The following is a 15687-nucleotide window of genomic DNA, read 5'->3' as shown; positions in this document are numbered from 1 at the left end:
TCATACCCGGTCGGCGACTCCTAACTGGCGGAAGAGGTTCTCGTATTCAATGACGGTACGCTCTGTACTGAAGAGCGCTGCTATTTCTTCGCGTGGCCGTACATAAGCGGTGCGATTACCAATAATCTCAAGAATAGCTTCGGCCAGCGCAGTTGCATCGCCAATTGGGACGACCTTCCCCATACCGGTCATCAGTGGTGGCTGGCGTACACCGGGTAGGTTACTGGCAACCGTTGGTGTGCCGCAGAGCATTGCTTCGACCTGTACCAGACCAAAGGTTTCGGTTGAGTTGAGCGATGGCACGACCAGTACATCGAGATTTGGAAAAAACGCTGCCATCTCCCGTGGATCGAGGGTGCCGAGAAATGTCCAGTGATCGCGAAATTGGGCAAATAGCGGTGCCAGCCGTCGAGCGTATGCCTCTTCGCCGAGGACATGTTCGTGCGGCCCGGCAAAGAGAACACGTGCCGTCGGATACACGGCCAGGATGCGCGGGAGTGCTGCCAACAGCACTTCAACCCCTTTTTCAGCCGCCAGGCGGGCAGCCATGCCGATCACCGGCCCCTGAAGATTCCAGCGTCGGCGAAATGCGTCAATCTCTGACTCCGGAATCTCGGCTACCTCAACCGGCGGCGGGATGATAGTCACTTTTGTGCGCCAGCGCCGAAGATACGGTGAGTGATCGGCGAAGTCCTGCGTATACGCTACGATGCGAGTTGCCAGTGCAGCAGCCGCCTGATTGGCAACGTCAACCACGCGATTGGCTACCCGGTTCAACATACCGGGGGGTAATTTCAGGTCACTGTGGTATGTCAGCACAACCGGCTGTTTCAAGAGACGACCGCGTAACGCCAGTCCCGGTGCATCAAACTGCGGCAAATGGAGACTCATCGCATCATGTTCGAGAGCGAGTCGGGTTGCCAGCCAGCCAAATGTTGGCATCAGCACACCCTTGCTAATCCGGGCCAGGACTGGGGCACGAATCACACGCACACCATCGAGCCATTCAAGCTTTGGCAGACTCGGATCGTACTGCGAGGTCAGCACCGTCACCTGATGACCACGACGGGCCAGGCCACGAGCCAGTCGTTCAACATAGATGGTAAGACCACTGGTGTAGGGACGATAGTAGGTCAGGGCACAGAGTATTCGCATGTTCTGTCGTGAAACAAAGAACGAGAGGCAATTAACCTCTCGTTACGGACTTCATCTGGAGGCGACGGCGGGAATCGAACCCGCGAATGGCGGTTTTGCAGACCGCTGCATTACCACTTTGCTACGTCGCCATCGCCCGTATTCTAGCACAGGCCGGCTATCCGTGCAACTCGGACATCAGTCCGGCAAAGACTGTTCCAGTGTACCAGGGTGATTTGGAACTTGTATAGGACTCTACGCATCACCACGCAGCCGACGCAGTTCTGTCTCGACCAAAGCCCCAGAGAGACTTGATAGAATTGAGGCGGCATCGTAGCCGATTGCCCCGCAGGTATCAACTATCGATACCAAACACATCCTCTTCTGCAAGGGCCTGAACCAGACCGAAGTTCCGGCAGGAAACTCCCTCCCTATCCTCGTTCAGCAATTGCACCAACCTTTGCCCCTACCACGCGCACCAGTTCGGTTGGTGCTAATCCGAGAAGTATGCCCCGCTTTCCGGCATTGACATACACGACCGGATATTGCAGTGCAGACTCATCGAGGTACGATGTCCACCCTTTTGCGGTTAACGCCAACGCACCAATCCCGCCAATTTGTAAGCCGGTCAGACGCTCGACGTCGGCGCGCGGGAGTAGATCAAGCGATTTGACGCCGATCAGCGCTGCCAGGCGCTTCAGTGACAGTTGTGCGTCAGCCGGAACCATTGCCAGAATTGGTCGCACACCGGCACCACCAACAACGAGGGTCTTGAATACCTGACTTGCCGGCACCCCGATCATCCGGGCAATTGTTTGCGCGTCGTATGCATCGTTGTATTCGTACTCATGCACAGTGTACGCGATGTGATGACGTTCAAGAAGACGCATTGAGTTCAGTTTGGTAGTCATAGGTGTCACTCAGGGTGTCAGTCTGATCAGAAGGCAGGGGAAGCGTAATCAAGAACGTTGTACCGCTACCGGGCTGACTGGTAACGGCAATCGTTCCATTCATTAGGAGACATAACCGGTGAGCAATGGCCAGACCGATACCGACACCACTGGATCGCTGCGTGAGTGGTTCATCGAAGCGGGTAAACGGTGCAAATAGCAGATCGAGTTGTTGTGCAGTCATGCCGACACCGGTATCACTGATGTTACAGATCAATAATTCAGTTCCATCATCACTTCGCCGAATTGTAACGATGAATTTGATTTCGCCCTGCCGGGTGAACTTTACGGCATTATCCAGGAGGTGCAACAACACCTGACGAACCTTTTTACGGTCGATGTGAACAACCATCTCAGGGTCTGGTTGTACATCAACCACGAGGCGATTCTGTTGCTGTTCTACCAGTGGCTCAATCGTGGCGCAAACCTCTTTAATCAGTAACCCGATTGGCCATGGTTCATAATTCAACGGAACATCACCGGCCTCCAGCCGCGCCAGTTCGATGATGTCGTTGATCAGGCTCAACAACTGCCTGGCCGCAGCCTGAATGCGCTCCAGCCGCTCACGCACCTCATCAACGGCGAGTCGCTCATCAAGCACATCTTCATGTAACAATTCACTATAACCAATAATCGTGTTTAACGGTGTCCGTAACTCGTGGCTGATGTTTGTCAGAAACGCACTTTTGGTACGGGTTGCGAGAGCAGCTACAGCCTGAGCATCTGCCAATTCTTGCTCAAGTTCGCGGATGCGCTGTTGCTGGATTGTGATCCGATGCTGGAAATATTGCCACAACCCGATCATCAGAATGATGGTAAGGATTGTTAGTACTACACCCCACCCTCGATATTCCCATACCACACCATACACGAGAAATAACATAATGAACGGCGTTCCTGCAATGAGGAGCCGTTTAGCCACAGGCAACCGCAACCACTGTGTCAGCAGCCTTCTGGAACGTTTCAAGGGTGCCCTCTATCCGGTGCCGATGACGCCTATACATTATATGTAGTAGATCAGTGCATGCGCAACCGGATGAGTCATAAAAAAACTATTAAAAAAACAACCCATACGCCATACTATTCTGTCATCAGTCTGTTCAGAAAATCGCGGATCAGCTCGCTCTGCGCTGCGACATCGGTCAGGAATGCGTCATGCCCGGCATCGGTGGTAATCAGATGGGTTGTGAATGAACGACCGGCAGCTTGCGCGGCTGCCGCCATCTGATACGTTTCTGCCGGTGGGTAGAGCCAATCGCTGCTGTACGCCAGGGCCAGAAAACGGGCACGGGTCAGATCAAAGGCGGCTGTCAGCGATCCATACCGTGCTGTCAGATCCCAGTTGTCCATCGCCCGCGTGATCACCAGGTACGAGTTGGCATCGAAGCGGTCGTTGAAGCGCGCCGCCTGATGTTCGAGGTAGTGTTCGATAGCAAACCGTGGCCCTAAATCGAGCGCATCACCATCAACCCGACGGCCAAACCGCTGTTCCAGTTTTTCTTCGCACAGATAGGTGATGTGACCGAGCATGCGGGCTACTGCCAGCCCATCACGTGGCGCATCGCTATCGTAGTAATCACCGCCTCGCCAGCGCGGATCGGCCATAATTGCCCGCCGACCGATATAGTTCCAGGCCACAGTCTGGGGGCTAGAGCGGGCACTGGTAGCCAGCAGGATGGCGCCACGCACCCGTTGCGGATACTCTACTGTCCAGGCCAGTGCCTGAAATCCACCCATCGAGCCACCCGCCACGGCAAGCAGGGTATCAATGCCCAGCGCATCGATCAGACGCTGTTGCGCATGCACCATATCTTCAATGGTGATAAGGGGAAAGCGTGAACCGTAAGGTCGTCCATCAGACGGGTGTGGACTTGACGGGCCGGTTGAGCCACGGCAGCCGCCGATCACATTTGAGCAGATCACGAAGTAACGATTGGTGTCAAACGGACGACCCGGCCCGATCATTGCGTCCCACCAGCCGGGTTTGCGGTCGGTTGGACTGTGAAACCCGGCAGCGTGGGCATCGCCAGACAGAGCGTGCAGAATCAAGATGGCATTCGAGCGATCCGGAGCCAGTTCACCGTAGGTTTCATACGCCAGAGTGATCGGACCTAACGTCGCTCCGCTCGTAAGGGTCAGGGGGGTTGTCCAATGCATCCGTTGAGTACGCACAATGCCAACCCCCTCTGGGGTTGGCGCCTGCACAATTGCTTCCATATTGTCGTTGCTCCTTGCCGGTATCAGAGAGCAGCGACGCCGTTGTCGTTGCTCTCTGATCCAACACTATGATGGGGTTCCTGCCAGGGCATGATCAAGATCGGCCAGAATATCGTCAATCGTCTCCAGGCCAATCGAGAGCCGGACATAATCGTCGGTCACGCCGGTCAGCAATTGTTCTTCCGGCGTCAACTGGCTGTGGGTGGTGGTTGCCGGATGGATCGCAAGGCTCTTGGCATCGCCAATATTGGCGAGGTGCGAGAAGAGCCGTAACCGCTCAATGAAGGTACGTCCGGCGGCACGCCCACCCTTCAGGCCGAAGCCAACAATCCCACTCTGCCCACGCGGCAGATATTTCTGAGCCAGGGCATAGCTTGGATGGCTGGGAAGACCGGGGTAGTTGACCCACGCCACTTTGGGATGCTCACTCAGATAACGGGCCACTGCCAGCGCATTCTTGCTGTGTCGTTCCATCCGGAGTGGCAACGTCTCCAGCCCTTGCAGGAACAGGAAGCTGTTAAATGGGCTAAGCGCAGCCCCAATGTCGCGTAGCCCTTGCACTCGTGCCTTGATAATGTACGCCAGGTTGCCGAAAGCCTGGGTATAGATCAGGCCGTGATAGCTCGGATCGGGATTGGTAAATTCGGGAAAACGGCCACTGGCTGCCCAATCAAACTTACCACTGTCAACAATGATGCCTCCGATAGCCGTGCCATGACCACCAATGTACTTGGTTGCCGAGTGAATCACAATATCGGCGCCGTGCTGGATCGGTTGCCACAGGTACGGTGTGACCGTGGTCGCATCGACGATGACCGGCACACCCTGCGCATGCGCAATTGCGGCAATGCGCTCCAGATCGAGCACATCAAGCCGTGGATTGCCGACTAATTCGAGGAAGAAGGCTTTGGTACGCCCATCAATCGCAGCGGCAAAGCCATCGTAATCACGGGCATCAACAAAGCGAGTCGTAATGCCTAACTTTGGTAATGTATGACGGAAGAGGTTGTAGGTGCCGCCATACAGGTCAGAGGATGCGACGATATTGTCGCCACTTCCGGCCAGGTTGAGAATAGCCAGCGTTTCAGCGGCCTGCCCCGATGCCAGCGCCAGCGCACCTACTCCGCCCTCCAGTGCCGCCATCCGCTGTTCAAAGACATCGGTGGTCGGATTCATAATGCGAGTGTAGATATTACCAAACTCTTGCAGATTGAACAGGCGTGCTGCATGGTCTGTGTCTTTGAATTGATAGGATGTGGTGGCGTAGATAGGAACAGCTCGCGACCCAGTGGTCGGATCGGGGGTTTGGCCGGCATGCAGGGCGAGAGTTTCAAAACCGGTGAAGCGCGGAGCATCAGACATAACAACCTCCTCAAAACAGATAAGCCAGATTGCAGGCAACAAAAACGCCCTCAACGTGCGATGAGGGCGTGAAATCGTTGCACTAAGCCGTTCTTCCACGTCGCTCATCTTCCAGAACACCTCTGCCGGACTTAGCACCGTTCGTATGCGGCGACGCATACGAGGGTTGCTGCGGTTTCAACGGGCCGGTCCCTCCACCGCTCTGGATGAGTGCGTGTGTGTTGTTGAGGTACATTGATGGTGTCGCCTGCACCATACAACGGTATCCAATATAAACTATGCGACGTATCTTTGTCAAGTATTTTGGGGAGCGTATTCCCGATGCGCGACCAGATAGTTTTTGGACGATGCGTGGTTCACGGTTTTGCAAACCGTATCACTTCGTAAGCAGGCACCAGCATCGCCATTCTTTTGCCTTGACAAAGCATTTACTATTAGGTAGGATAGATATGGAACCCATATCTGAAGCTACATATAGTCACCGTTGCACGTATACCGAATTATTGCTGCAACCCTGATCGCCGTCACTGTGTCTGTTGTGAGGTGATCAGCAGGGATCGCTCTTCGATAGAGGTTGTCCGGCTTGGTGCATCTGAACCGGTCAACAAGGAGTGAGTGTGAAGATCGCCGGTAATTACACATTTGCCGCCAGTCGTGAGGAGGTGTGGGCCGCACTGAATGATCCAGAGGTATTGGCTCGCACCATCCCCGGTTGTCAACGTCTCGAACAGGTCGGCGAGAATGAATATGAAAGTACGTTGAAGATCGGTCTGCAAGCCGTTCGTGGTGTGTACAGTGGACGGGTCAAGATCGACAATCTGCACCCACCTGAGTCATACGAAATTCATGTTGATGGAAAAGGAAGCAATGGCTTTCTGAAGGGTTCTGGTAGTATTCAGCTTCGCGAAGAAAACGGCCACACGATCCTTGACTACGGTGGCGAAGCACAGATAGGTGGCACAATTGCGAGTGTTGGTCAGCGGTTGCTCGATGGTGCTGCCAAGACGCTTATCTCGCAGAGTCTGAAGGCGCTGGCAGCGCAGATCGAAGCTCGCCGCGCCGGTGGATCGGGCAGTGAAGCTGTTGCCGAGCCGGCGGCAGCACCTGCTGCACCTGAGACACCTCCGGTGGCAGCACCTGTCGAATCGGCGACGGAAACGTCAACCACTACATCTGCACCGGCTTCAGCGCCTGCTGCATCGACATCAGCACCTGCCGCCGAGGTAAGGGAAGCACCGGCCTCAGCCCAACCGGAAACACCATCGTTCCGCCGCACGATTCACGTGCCGGCAGGAGAAGGGCTTAGCGAAATTGATGTCGCTCTAGGAGTAGTAGAGGATTTTCTGAAAGAGCGCCCATGGGTGCCCTGGGTGATCGTCGCCTTCTTACTCGGCTATCTACTCGGTCAACGACGCTGACCAGGTGACACCATCACAATAGCTTACCTGATCGGGCGGCACCACTCACGACGCTGTCCCGCCGTTTTCGCCCGTCATAACATTAGTCTGGTTGTTCGTTTCGCAGACAACGAGGAGGTTGGAGAGTGACAACGATTACGGTCACGGTCAATGGTGTTCGCCATACCAGCGAGGTCGAACCCCGCCTGCTGCTGGTTCATTACCTGCGCGAGCATCTGAATCTGACGGGTACCCACATTGGGTGCGACACCAGCCAGTGTGGTGCGTGTGTGGTTCACATTAACGGGGTCAGTGTGAAGTCGTGTACAACGTTGGCCGTTCAGTGTGATGGTGCCGAGATTACCACCATCGAAGGTCTGGCTCAGGATGTTCAGTTGCACCCGTTGCAAGAAGGTTTCTGGGAGAAGCACGGCTTGCAATGTGGTTTCTGCACCCCTGGCATGATCATGGCTGCTGCCGATCTGCTCAAACGTAACCCCAATCCCTCCGAAGAAGAGATTCGCCACGGTCTTGAAGGTAATCTCTGTCGCTGCACCGGGTACGAGAATATTGTCCGTGCCGTGCGCTACGCTGCCGAGAAGATGGCAGCAATGCAGGCCGCTGATTAATCCGTCCGACAGAAGTTCACACAGAACCTAGTGAGGAGTCAAGGATGACCGCTACCGAAATGAAGGAGCGATTGGTTGGACGGGCGCTCAAGCGCCGTGAGGATCCGAAGCTGATTACCGGCCACGGCAATTACCTCGACGACATCAAGCTGCCGGGAATGCTCCATATCGCGCTGGTGCGTAGCCCACACGCCCACGCGAAGATTGTCTCGATTGATGCCAGTCGCGCTCTGGCAATGCCGGGTGTTGTTGCGGTGTTCACCGGCAAGGATATGCTTGACATAAATCCAATGCCGGCAGCATGGCAGGCGGCTGGGGTGAAGAATTATCCGGTTCCGCCACGTGCCCTGGCAGTCGATAAGGTAGCACTTGTCGGTGATCCGGTGGCGATGGTGGTTGCCGAAGATCGGTATATTGCACGTGACGCTGCTGATGCAGTTGAGGTCGAGTACGAGCCGCTGCCGGCAGTTGTCGATGCGCGTAAGGCGGTTGAACCCGGCGCCCCCCAGATTCACGAAGCAGCTCCCAACAATATTGTGTTTGAATGGGAGTGTGGTAACAAGGCGGCAGCCGATGCGGCGATTGCCAGCGCTGAGGTGGTTGTTAAGGAAGAGATTATCAACCAGCGCCTGATTCCCACCCCGATGGAGACTCGCGGTTCAATTGCCCGTTACGATGCTACGACCGGCGAGTGGACCGTCTGGATGACGTCGCAGGCTCCCCACGTGCACCGCCTGCTCTTAACGGCGTTTGTCTTCGGGGTGCCGGAGACCAAGCTGCGCTGTATTGCGCCAAACGTGGGTGGTGGCTTCGGTCAGAAGATCTTCTGCTACAACGACATGGCCTTCACCATGTGGGCTGCCCGTAAGCTGGGCCGTCCGGTGAAGTTCGTTGAAGATCGCTCTGAGAACTATAAGTATTCAACCCATGGTCGTGACCATATTACTGAAGCTGAGCTGGCCGGTACGCGCGACGGTAAGATTACCGGTCTGCGCGTGAAGACCTGGGCAAATATCGGGGCGTACTTCTCGACCGTTGCCGCCGGTATTCCAACAACGCTTTACGGGCGCATTATTACCGGTGTCTACAAGATTCCTGCCGCGTATGTCCACGTGACCGGTGCGTATACCAATACGGCAATGGTGGACGCTTACCGTGGTGCCGGTCGCCCTGAAGCCAGCTATCTGATCGAGCGGATGGTTGACCGCTTCGCCGCCGAGATCGGGATGGATCCGGCTGAAGTGCGCCGCAAAAACTATATTCAGCCTGAAGACTTCCCCTACGATAACGGTCTCGGTCTGCTACCCTACGACAGCGGCAATTACGAACCGGCCTTGAACAAGGCGCTCGAAATTGCCGGTTATGCCGAGTTCCGCAAGCAGCAGGAAGAGTTGCGCAAGCAGGGCCGGTATCTCGGTATCGGCATCTCATCGTATGTTGAAATCTGTGGCATCGCCCCCAGCGCCTGGATGGGTGGTCAGGGTTGGGGCGCCGGCCTCTGGGAGAGTGCGAATGTCCGTGTCCATCTGACCGGCAAGGTCGTGGTTACGACCGGTTCTCTCCCCCACGGCCAGGGTCTTGAGACCACATTCGCCCAGATCGTCGCCGATGAGTTAGGTGTACCCTACGAAGATGTTGAAGTGCAGTGGGGCGATACGCAAGGAACGCCATTCGGGTACGGCACCTACGGCTCACGCTCGCTGGCAGTCGGTGGGGTGGCGATTAAGCGCAGCGTCGATAAGATTAAGGAGAAGGCGCGCAAACTGGCTGCTCACCTGTTGGAAGCGAATGAAGCGGACATCGTCTTTGAAAATGGCCGGGCTTACGTCAAGGGTTCACCCGACAAGGCCAAGACGATTGGCGAACTCGCTGCGGCAGCGGCGGTTGCTTACAACTTGCCACCTGGCATGGAGCCGTTCCTCGATGAGACCAGCTACTACGATCCGCCGAACTGCACCTTCCCGTTCGGTACCCACGTGAGTATTGTCGAGGTCGATCCGGAGACCGGCCATGTCAAACTGCTGCGTTATATCGCGGTCGATGACTGTGGCAATCAGATCAATCCGCTGATTGTCGAAGGGCAGATCCACGGCGGTATTGCTCAGGGGCTGGCCCAGGCGCTCTATGAGGGTGCAGTCTACAACGAGGATGGCCAGTTGCTGACCGGTACGTTGATGGACTACGCAGTACCGACCGCGGCGATGGTACCTCATATCGAAACCGACCACACCGTAACTCCGTCGCCGGTCAATCCACTGGGCGTCAAGGGTGCGGGTGAGGCCGGAACGATTGCGTCGGCGCAGTGTGTGATGAACGCCATCATTGACGCACTGGCACCGTTTGGGGTGAAGCATCTCCAGATGCCGGCAACGCCGGAACGCATCTGGAAGGCAATCCACGGGAAGTAGGTGTATGCCGGCAGGTGCAGGATTCCCCTGCGCCTGCTCACCATAAGGAGTAGCTATGATTCCAGCCCCATTTGATTACTATGCGCCAACCAGTCTGGCTGAGGCGCTGACCCTGTTACAGCGCCATGGTGATGACGCGAAGATTCTGGCCGGTGGTCACTCGCTGCTGCCGGCAATGAAGCTACGTCTGGCATCACCGGCTGTCCTGATCGATATCAACAAGGTTGCCGAGTTGCGTGGCATCAAAGTCAACGGTACCGTCGAGATCGGTGCCATGACCACCTGGAGCGCGATTGAACACGATGCAGCGCTGGCGAAAGCATGCCCGGTGATGGCCGAAGCGGTCAGCCTGATCGGCGATATTCAGGTACGCAACCGGGGCACGATTGGCGGATCGCTGGCCCATGCCGACCCGGCTGCTGATATGCCGGCGGTGGTGCTGGCGCTCGATGCCCAGATTCACGTCGAAGGCCCGAACGGCCCTCGCGCAATCGCGGCTGCCGATTTCTTCACCGATATGCTGAGCACGGCGCTGGAGCCGGGTGAGATTATCACCTCAATTACCTTCAATAGCCTTGGCGCCGGTGAAGGGGCTGCCTATGCGAAATTCCCCCACCCGGCCAGCCGCTACGCGATTGTCGGTGCAGCCGCCTACGTCAAGATGGAGAATGGCCAGGTAACCGCCTGCCGGGTTGCTATTACCGGGGCCGGCCCCAAAGCCGAGCGTCAGCCGGCAGTCGAGCAGGCCCTGATTGGTACCGATGGCAGTGCTGATGCCATTGCCGCTGCTGCTGCGCACGCCGGCGAAGGAATGGACATGCTCGGAGATATTCACGCCAGTGAAGAGTACCGCCGGGCAATGTGCAAGGTGTATACGAAGCGAGCATTGCTGAAGGCGGTTGAGCGGGCGCGGTGAAGTAAAAGCTGGTCAGCCTTAAGAAGAGTGAGGGGTAGGTTTTTTAACCTTCCCCTCACTCTGTTTTAGAAGTTATCTCTTTGTGATCGTGACGAGCGCACACCGCATCCCTGTGACCAGCAGGATCAACGACGTGATATGCACCTGCTTGTGAGTATGACTGCTGCGGCAGCCACACTGCCGCATTCCAAATGAAATATGTTTTAACGTATCAAAGGATTGCTTTACCTGAGCATAGATGTGCAGAGTCGGCGTTCCCGCTGCGTGCGCAGTAGAACCTGTTTCAAAAAACATCTACGAGAAGGTACCTCATTCATGCCGACCGACTCAATGATCGCGACGCGCACACACAGCATCCTCGTCTCCAGTCGGGTCAATGGCATGACACGTGCCGGATCGTGAGTACGGCCAGCGCGGCAGCATGGCTGCCGCACTCCAAACGACGCACCACGCGGATGATGAGCGAGCAAGGCAACCTATCCGGCGCGTGATGGCACTGGAGGTGGTTATGAGAGCGCGATAGTACAGCTTTTTATGAAATAAGTTCTAGTCTTACACACTGAGTGGAGACCATCCTGCCAATACATCAAACACTCCCCACGCACCGGTCGCCTGCGTGGGGAGTATGAAGGCTACAACACTACCGGCTATACCCGCTTGAAGTAGACGATAACCTTAAAGCCCGACTGTACCCCTTCCATGGTGAGCGCATACAGTCCCTTCGGTAACAGGTTTGGCCCGAGGATTATCAAACCGTAGAAGCCATCGGCATCGGCTGTGTTATCGCCTACCACCTCAAGGCCAACTACCTGACCGGTTTCTACCTGCGTGATATACGTGCCTACCCGTTCACCGGGGGTAAAGCCAAAACCACCGGCAGCTATCTCGGTAACGTTATCCGTAATACAGGCAGTGGTGATCTCGCCATTGATCGGTGCCGGAATATCGGCGCAGGGATCGGCTGGAGCCGGTGGTGGCGCTGGTTGTGGGGTTGCGGGGCAAATGCCTCGCGGCCCAACAAACCAAGCAGGACAACGTCAGGCCCAAGATTGGTGTGTAATTCAAAGCGCGCCCGCTCGAACCACTGGGTCAAGACCGTATCGCCGGAAGAGTTGGTCTCCAGGCGTGGCTCGGTGAGCGGCAATCCAAACAGGGCCAGACTCTCAGCTTCGCTAAAGCCACGCCGTCCGTCGAAGTCCAGGCCATGCGATTGCCAGTAGCGCAGGAATGCATCGCAGACCAGGTGTTGTGTCTGTGCGAAGTAGCGACAACCGGCCTGTGATGTGGTTGGAGCTTTGGGTTCGTTTTGCCAGGGTGTGCCCCTCCGCTGCAAGAGATCGTCACCCAGCCGACCGAGCAAAACGTCATATGGGCGCGCGTTCTCTGGATGCAGCTCAAAGCGATTGCGCTCAAAGATTTGCACCAGCCGCACCTTGCCTTCAACCTCTTGCTGGAAAGCCGGTGTTATCGGAAAACCAAACACTGGCAACCCACCGTTCTGCTGCCAGTATTCGGCAAATCGTCCCTCAATACAATCGGGAACTTCATTAAAGCAGATGCGGTTCTGCGCCTGAGCTGGCACAGCCGGCATCAGCGCGGTCAATAACGTCGCTACAACTGCCATGAACAACAGGTGCAGCCAGCGCGACCTCATAAAAACCTCCATGCAGTTTCAAGAGCATACAACGGTGTGACCGGCTCTTGTATTATACCTGAGGCAGGTTGTACAGTCAAACATGTGTTCACTAGTTAAAAATTTGTTAATAATGATTAAAAAATAAAATGTTTTTATTGTATTGAAAACCACTTAAACAAAGCAAATGCCTTGCGGTAAGCCGGCATAGTGGGTTCGCAATCCGGTGCTGTTAGTCTCGGACAGGTGGTGAACAGACCCTGCGCAACTATCTCTTAACCGACAATTGTCATGTGTTTCGTTTGTAAAGCCGTCTCTTTTGTTATAGTAATTACAGGAAATATTTCACAAGTAACAGGCAAGGAGGCCAGTTATGCTACCCAAAACCCCGGTTAACGAGCGCGGTGAAGTACAATTTCCCGATCCACCGTTCGTGCAAGCGCTCTTCAGCAGTACGAAGTTCGCGTGGTTGTTCCTGATCATTCGGCTCTTCTTAGGCTATTCGTGGTTGACATCCGGTTGGGGTAAGTTGAACAATCCTGCCTGGATGGAAAGTGGCGCGGCTATTCTGGGTTTCTGGAAGAATGCAGTCGTTATTCCCGAAACCGGTCGCCCGCCAATCGCTTATGACTGGTATCGCTCGTTTATTCAGTTTCTGATCGATACCGAATCGCACACCTGGTTTGCGAAACTGATCGTCTACGGTGAGATTCTGGTCGGTATCGGGCTGATCGTCGGTGGTCTGGTCGGCTTCTCGGCCTTCTTCGGCGCACTGATGAACTTCAACTTTATGCTGGCAGGTACGGCCAGTACCAACCCGGTGATGTTCACCCTTGCCATTATTCTGATGCTGGGTTGGAAAGTTGCCGGTTACTACGGCCTTGACTATTACCTGCTCCCACTGTTGGGTACGCCGTGGGGACGCAACAAACCGGCACAGGCCAGTCCGGCGTCTGCGTAAGTCCATAGCACTCGTCGTAAGCGAAAGAGCAATAGGAGCACTGGTGTCAACCAGTGCTCCTGTTTTATGGTGTAGCGAACGATAGTTATCGATCCAGGGGTTAATGCTCTCTCCAATGGCGACGTGCGTTGTAATGGCGACCACGCCGCCTATGACGCCCGACTCTGCATCCGCGCCAGTTCTTCATCAACAACCTTTTCATCAAGTTTCTTGAAGAGTGGCTGCGGTTGGCGGAGCGCCTGCCCCACCGGTAACGCTGATGGTTGCCAGCGCCCAACCCATTCGGCATAATTGCCGGTCAGTACGCGATGAACGCGGCCATCGGCTTCGGTGACATCGCGGAAAGAGAGCGGGCCGGCGATGTAACCGTCATACCCCAAATACTCGTGCAGGCGCTGGCTGGAGAAGGGCAGGAACGGTGTGAAGATGATCTTGAGTGTGTCAACACAGCGCAGCGCGACGTACCAGATGGTTGCAGCACGCTCGCGATCACTCTTGATCACTTTCCACGGCTCCTGTTCGCTCAGGTAGATATTCACCTGCGCGGCCAGCCGCATCGCCTCGCTCAGCGCGGCTTTGAAGCGAGCTGTAGCCAGCAGATCGCCCACGGTCTCCAGACCGCCGTTCACCTCTTGTATCAACTGCTCGTCGGTTGCGGTCAGGGGGCCGGGTTGGGGGACGCTCCCAAAATTCTTGTAGACATTGGTCAGCGTGCGGTTGACCAGATTGCCCCACGTTGCCACTAATTCGTCATTGTTCCGGCGCACAAACTCGGCCCAGGTGAAATCGGTATCCTGGTTTTCAGGCCCGGCGATGGTCAGAAAGTAGCGCAGCGCATCGGCATCGTACCGGCTGAGAAAATCGTTGACGTAGATAACAATCCCACGCGAGCTTGAGAACTTCTTCCCCTCCATCGTGAGAAATTCACTCGATACAACGTTGTACGGCAATTGGAGGGGAACGCCCTGGTAGGTTCCACTCGGATCGGTACCAAAATCACCACCTGCACCATAACCGAGCAGCATCGCCGGCCAGATAACCGTGTGGAAAACGATGTTATCTTTGCCCATGAAGTAGAAATGGCGGGCAGCCGGATTTTGCCACCAGGTACGCCATGCATCAGGTTGACCACTATTGCGTGCCCATTCGATGCTGGCCGACAGGTAGCCGATCACCGCGTCAAACCAGACATAAATCTTTTTATCGTCACGATGGACATATTCCGGCAGGGGAATGGGTACACCCCACTCCAGATCGCGCGTGATAGCCCGTGGCTTCAGTTCTTTCAAGAAGTTGAGCGAGAAGTTACGCACGTTTGGGCGCCAGTGGGTTTGCCGATCAATCCAGGCGTGCAACTGTTCGGCAAATGCCGGCAGATCGAGAAAGAAGTGTTCGGTAGGTTTGAACACCGGTGGCTGTCCATCCACCTTCGAGCGCGGATTGATGAGGTCGGTTGGATCGAGCTGGCTGCCACAGTTATCACACTGATCGCCACGTGCTTCATCGTAGCCGCAGATTGGACAGGTGCCTTCGATGTAGCGGTCAGGCAGAGTACGGCCAGTCGTGGCCGAGAACGCACCCAGTGTCTCCTGGCGAATAATATAGCCCCGCTCGTAGAGCGTGCGGAAGATGTCCTGGGTTACCGCATAGTGGTTTGCGGTTGTCGTGCGCGTGAAAATATCGTAGCTCAACCCAAGATTGTAGAGATCGTCGCCGATGATTTTGTTGTAGCGATCAGCAATCGCCTGGGGCGTGGTTCCTTCTTTGTCGGCAACCAGCGTAATCGGCGTACCGTGCTCATCAGTGCCCGAAATCATCAACACGTGGTTCCCCCGCAAACGGTGGTAACGGGCAAAAATATCAGCCGGGACACCAAATCCGGCAACGTGGCCGATGTGACGCGGCCCATTGGCATACGGCCAGGCAACGGCAACCAGGATATGTTCAGGCATTGTATCACCTCAAACGTCAATCAATAACAACTGACGAACGTGCTTCCAATGAATCTTGCGGCAGAACACTGTGAGTATATCTGTGGTAGAGGGGAAAGGCGGTCAGGCCGCCATGTAACCGCGTGCAG

Annotated in this window: 13 protein-coding genes, 1 tRNA gene and 1 riboswitch; of the genes, 5 read left to right on the top strand and 9 right to left on the bottom strand. The window is 55.6% G+C overall.

The window, feature by feature from the left end; translation table 11 throughout:
* From CAUR_RS18250 to CAUR_RS18225, 6 genes are all read right to left on the bottom strand, one after another.
* Nucleotides 1-1155, bottom strand: a complete 1155-nt coding sequence (locus tag CAUR_RS18250) for a glycosyltransferase family 4 protein (RefSeq protein WP_012259312.1) — start codon at nucleotides 1153-1155, stop codon at nucleotides 1-3.
* Nucleotides 1156-1211: 56 nt separating this feature from the next.
* A tRNA-Cys gene (locus CAUR_RS18245) sits at nucleotides 1212-1286 on the bottom strand.
* 279 nt (nucleotides 1287-1565) lie between these two features.
* Nucleotides 1566-2045, bottom strand: coding sequence for an aminoacyl-tRNA deacylase (locus CAUR_RS18240; protein WP_012259311.1), 480 nt, complete (start codon nucleotides 2043-2045; stop codon nucleotides 1566-1568).
* Nucleotides 2011-3006: a sensor histidine kinase gene (locus CAUR_RS18235; protein WP_242604973.1), complete on the bottom strand. Its 996-nt coding sequence runs from the start codon at nucleotides 3004-3006 to the stop codon at nucleotides 2011-2013. The genes CAUR_RS18240 and CAUR_RS18235 overlap by 35 nt, the downstream gene beginning before the upstream one ends.
* 158 nt (nucleotides 3007-3164) lie before the next feature.
* Complete coding sequence (gene metX / locus CAUR_RS18230) at nucleotides 3165-4301, bottom strand: homoserine O-acetyltransferase MetX (RefSeq protein ID WP_012259309.1); 1137 nt, start codon at nucleotides 4299-4301, stop codon at nucleotides 3165-3167.
* Between the two features lie 66 nt (nucleotides 4302-4367).
* Nucleotides 4368-5663, bottom strand: a complete 1296-nt coding sequence (locus tag CAUR_RS18225; protein ID WP_012259308.1) for a homocysteine synthase — start codon at nucleotides 5661-5663, stop codon at nucleotides 4368-4370.
* A 101-nt stretch (nucleotides 5664-5764) separates the two neighbouring features.
* A riboswitch (SAM riboswitch) is annotated at nucleotides 5765-5876 on the bottom strand.
* Nucleotides 5877-6280: 404 nt separating this feature from the next.
* On the opposite strand from CAUR_RS18225, the gene CAUR_RS18220 reads away from it, so the two are divergent.
* The 4 genes from CAUR_RS18220 (at nucleotide 6281) to CAUR_RS18205 (ending at nucleotide 11013) form a co-directional block, all read left to right on the top strand.
* Nucleotides 6281-7081, top strand: a complete 801-nt coding sequence (locus CAUR_RS18220; RefSeq protein WP_012259307.1) for an SRPBCC family protein — start codon at nucleotides 6281-6283, stop codon at nucleotides 7079-7081.
* A gap of 125 nt (nucleotides 7082-7206) precedes the next feature.
* Complete coding sequence (locus CAUR_RS18215) at nucleotides 7207-7689, top strand: (2Fe-2S)-binding protein (RefSeq protein WP_012259306.1); 483 nt, start codon at nucleotides 7207-7209, stop codon at nucleotides 7687-7689.
* 44 nt (nucleotides 7690-7733) lie between these two features.
* Entirely contained in the window at nucleotides 7734-10097 is a 2364-nt protein-coding gene (locus tag CAUR_RS18210; RefSeq protein WP_012259305.1) for a xanthine dehydrogenase family protein molybdopterin-binding subunit, read from the top strand.
* 55 nt (nucleotides 10098-10152) lie between these two features.
* Nucleotides 10153-11013, top strand: coding sequence for an FAD binding domain-containing protein (locus CAUR_RS18205; protein WP_012259304.1), 861 nt, complete (start codon nucleotides 10153-10155; stop codon nucleotides 11011-11013).
* A gap of 647 nt (nucleotides 11014-11660) precedes the next feature.
* Here the strand turns inward: CAUR_RS18205 and CAUR_RS21655 are convergent.
* Both CAUR_RS21655 and CAUR_RS18200 read right to left on the bottom strand, forming a co-directional pair.
* On the bottom strand, nucleotides 11661-11807 hold the full coding sequence (locus CAUR_RS21655) for a hypothetical protein (protein WP_242604972.1): 147 nt from the start codon (nucleotides 11805-11807) through the stop codon (nucleotides 11661-11663).
* Nucleotides 11808-11893: 86 nt separating this feature from the next.
* A complete protein-coding gene (locus CAUR_RS18200; RefSeq protein ID WP_242604971.1) occupies nucleotides 11894-12667 on the bottom strand; it encodes a hypothetical protein in 774 nt (257 codons plus the stop codon).
* Nucleotides 12668-13019: 352 nt separating this feature from the next.
* Here CAUR_RS18200 and CAUR_RS18195 point away from each other — a divergent pair, with 352 nt between their 5' ends.
* Entirely contained in the window at nucleotides 13020-13607 is a 588-nt protein-coding gene (locus CAUR_RS18195) for a DoxX family membrane protein (RefSeq protein ID WP_012259303.1), read from the top strand.
* 149 nt (nucleotides 13608-13756) lie between these two features.
* Here the strand turns inward: CAUR_RS18195 and metG are convergent, their stop codons facing one another.
* Nucleotides 13757-15559: a methionine--tRNA ligase gene (gene metG, locus CAUR_RS18190; protein WP_012259302.1), complete on the bottom strand. Its 1803-nt coding sequence runs from the start codon at nucleotides 15557-15559 to the stop codon at nucleotides 13757-13759.
* Nucleotides 15560-15687: the final 128 nt, after the last annotated feature.

It is taken from the genome of Chloroflexus aurantiacus J-10-fl (genome assembly GCF_000018865.1).
Classification (GTDB): Bacteria; Chloroflexota; Chloroflexia; order Chloroflexales; family Chloroflexaceae; genus Chloroflexus; species Chloroflexus aurantiacus.
The sequence above is the reverse complement of the archived record's forward strand: the minus strand, read 5'-3'. Positions and strand labels throughout refer to the sequence as shown.

Excerpts from the sequence above, each read along its gene's own strand:
- CAUR_RS18250 (WP_012259312.1), bottom strand. The coding sequence starts at position 1,155 with ATGCGAATACTCTGTGCCCTGACCTACTATCGTCCCTACACCAGTGGT.
- CAUR_RS18240 (WP_012259311.1), bottom strand. The coding sequence starts at position 2,045 with ATGACTACCAAACTGAACTCAATGCGTCTTCTTGAACGTCATCACATC.
- metX (WP_012259309.1), bottom strand. The coding sequence starts at position 4,301 with ATGGAAGCAATTGTGCAGGCGCCAACCCCAGAGGGGGTTGGCATTGTG.
- CAUR_RS18225 (WP_012259308.1), bottom strand. The coding sequence starts at position 5,663 with ATGTCTGATGCTCCGCGCTTCACCGGTTTTGAAACTCTCGCCCTGCAT.
- CAUR_RS18210 (WP_012259305.1), top strand. The coding sequence starts at position 7,734 with ATGACCGCTACCGAAATGAAGGAGCGATTGGTTGGACGGGCGCTCAAG.
- CAUR_RS18205 (WP_012259304.1), top strand. The coding sequence starts at position 10,153 with ATGATTCCAGCCCCATTTGATTACTATGCGCCAACCAGTCTGGCTGAG.
- CAUR_RS18200 (WP_242604971.1), bottom strand. The coding sequence starts at position 12,667 with ATGAGGTCGCGCTGGCTGCACCTGTTGTTCATGGCAGTTGTAGCGACG.
- CAUR_RS18195 (WP_012259303.1), top strand. The coding sequence starts at position 13,020 with ATGCTACCCAAAACCCCGGTTAACGAGCGCGGTGAAGTACAATTTCCC.
- metG (WP_012259302.1), bottom strand. The coding sequence starts at position 15,559 with ATGCCTGAACATATCCTGGTTGCCGTTGCCTGGCCGTATGCCAATGGG.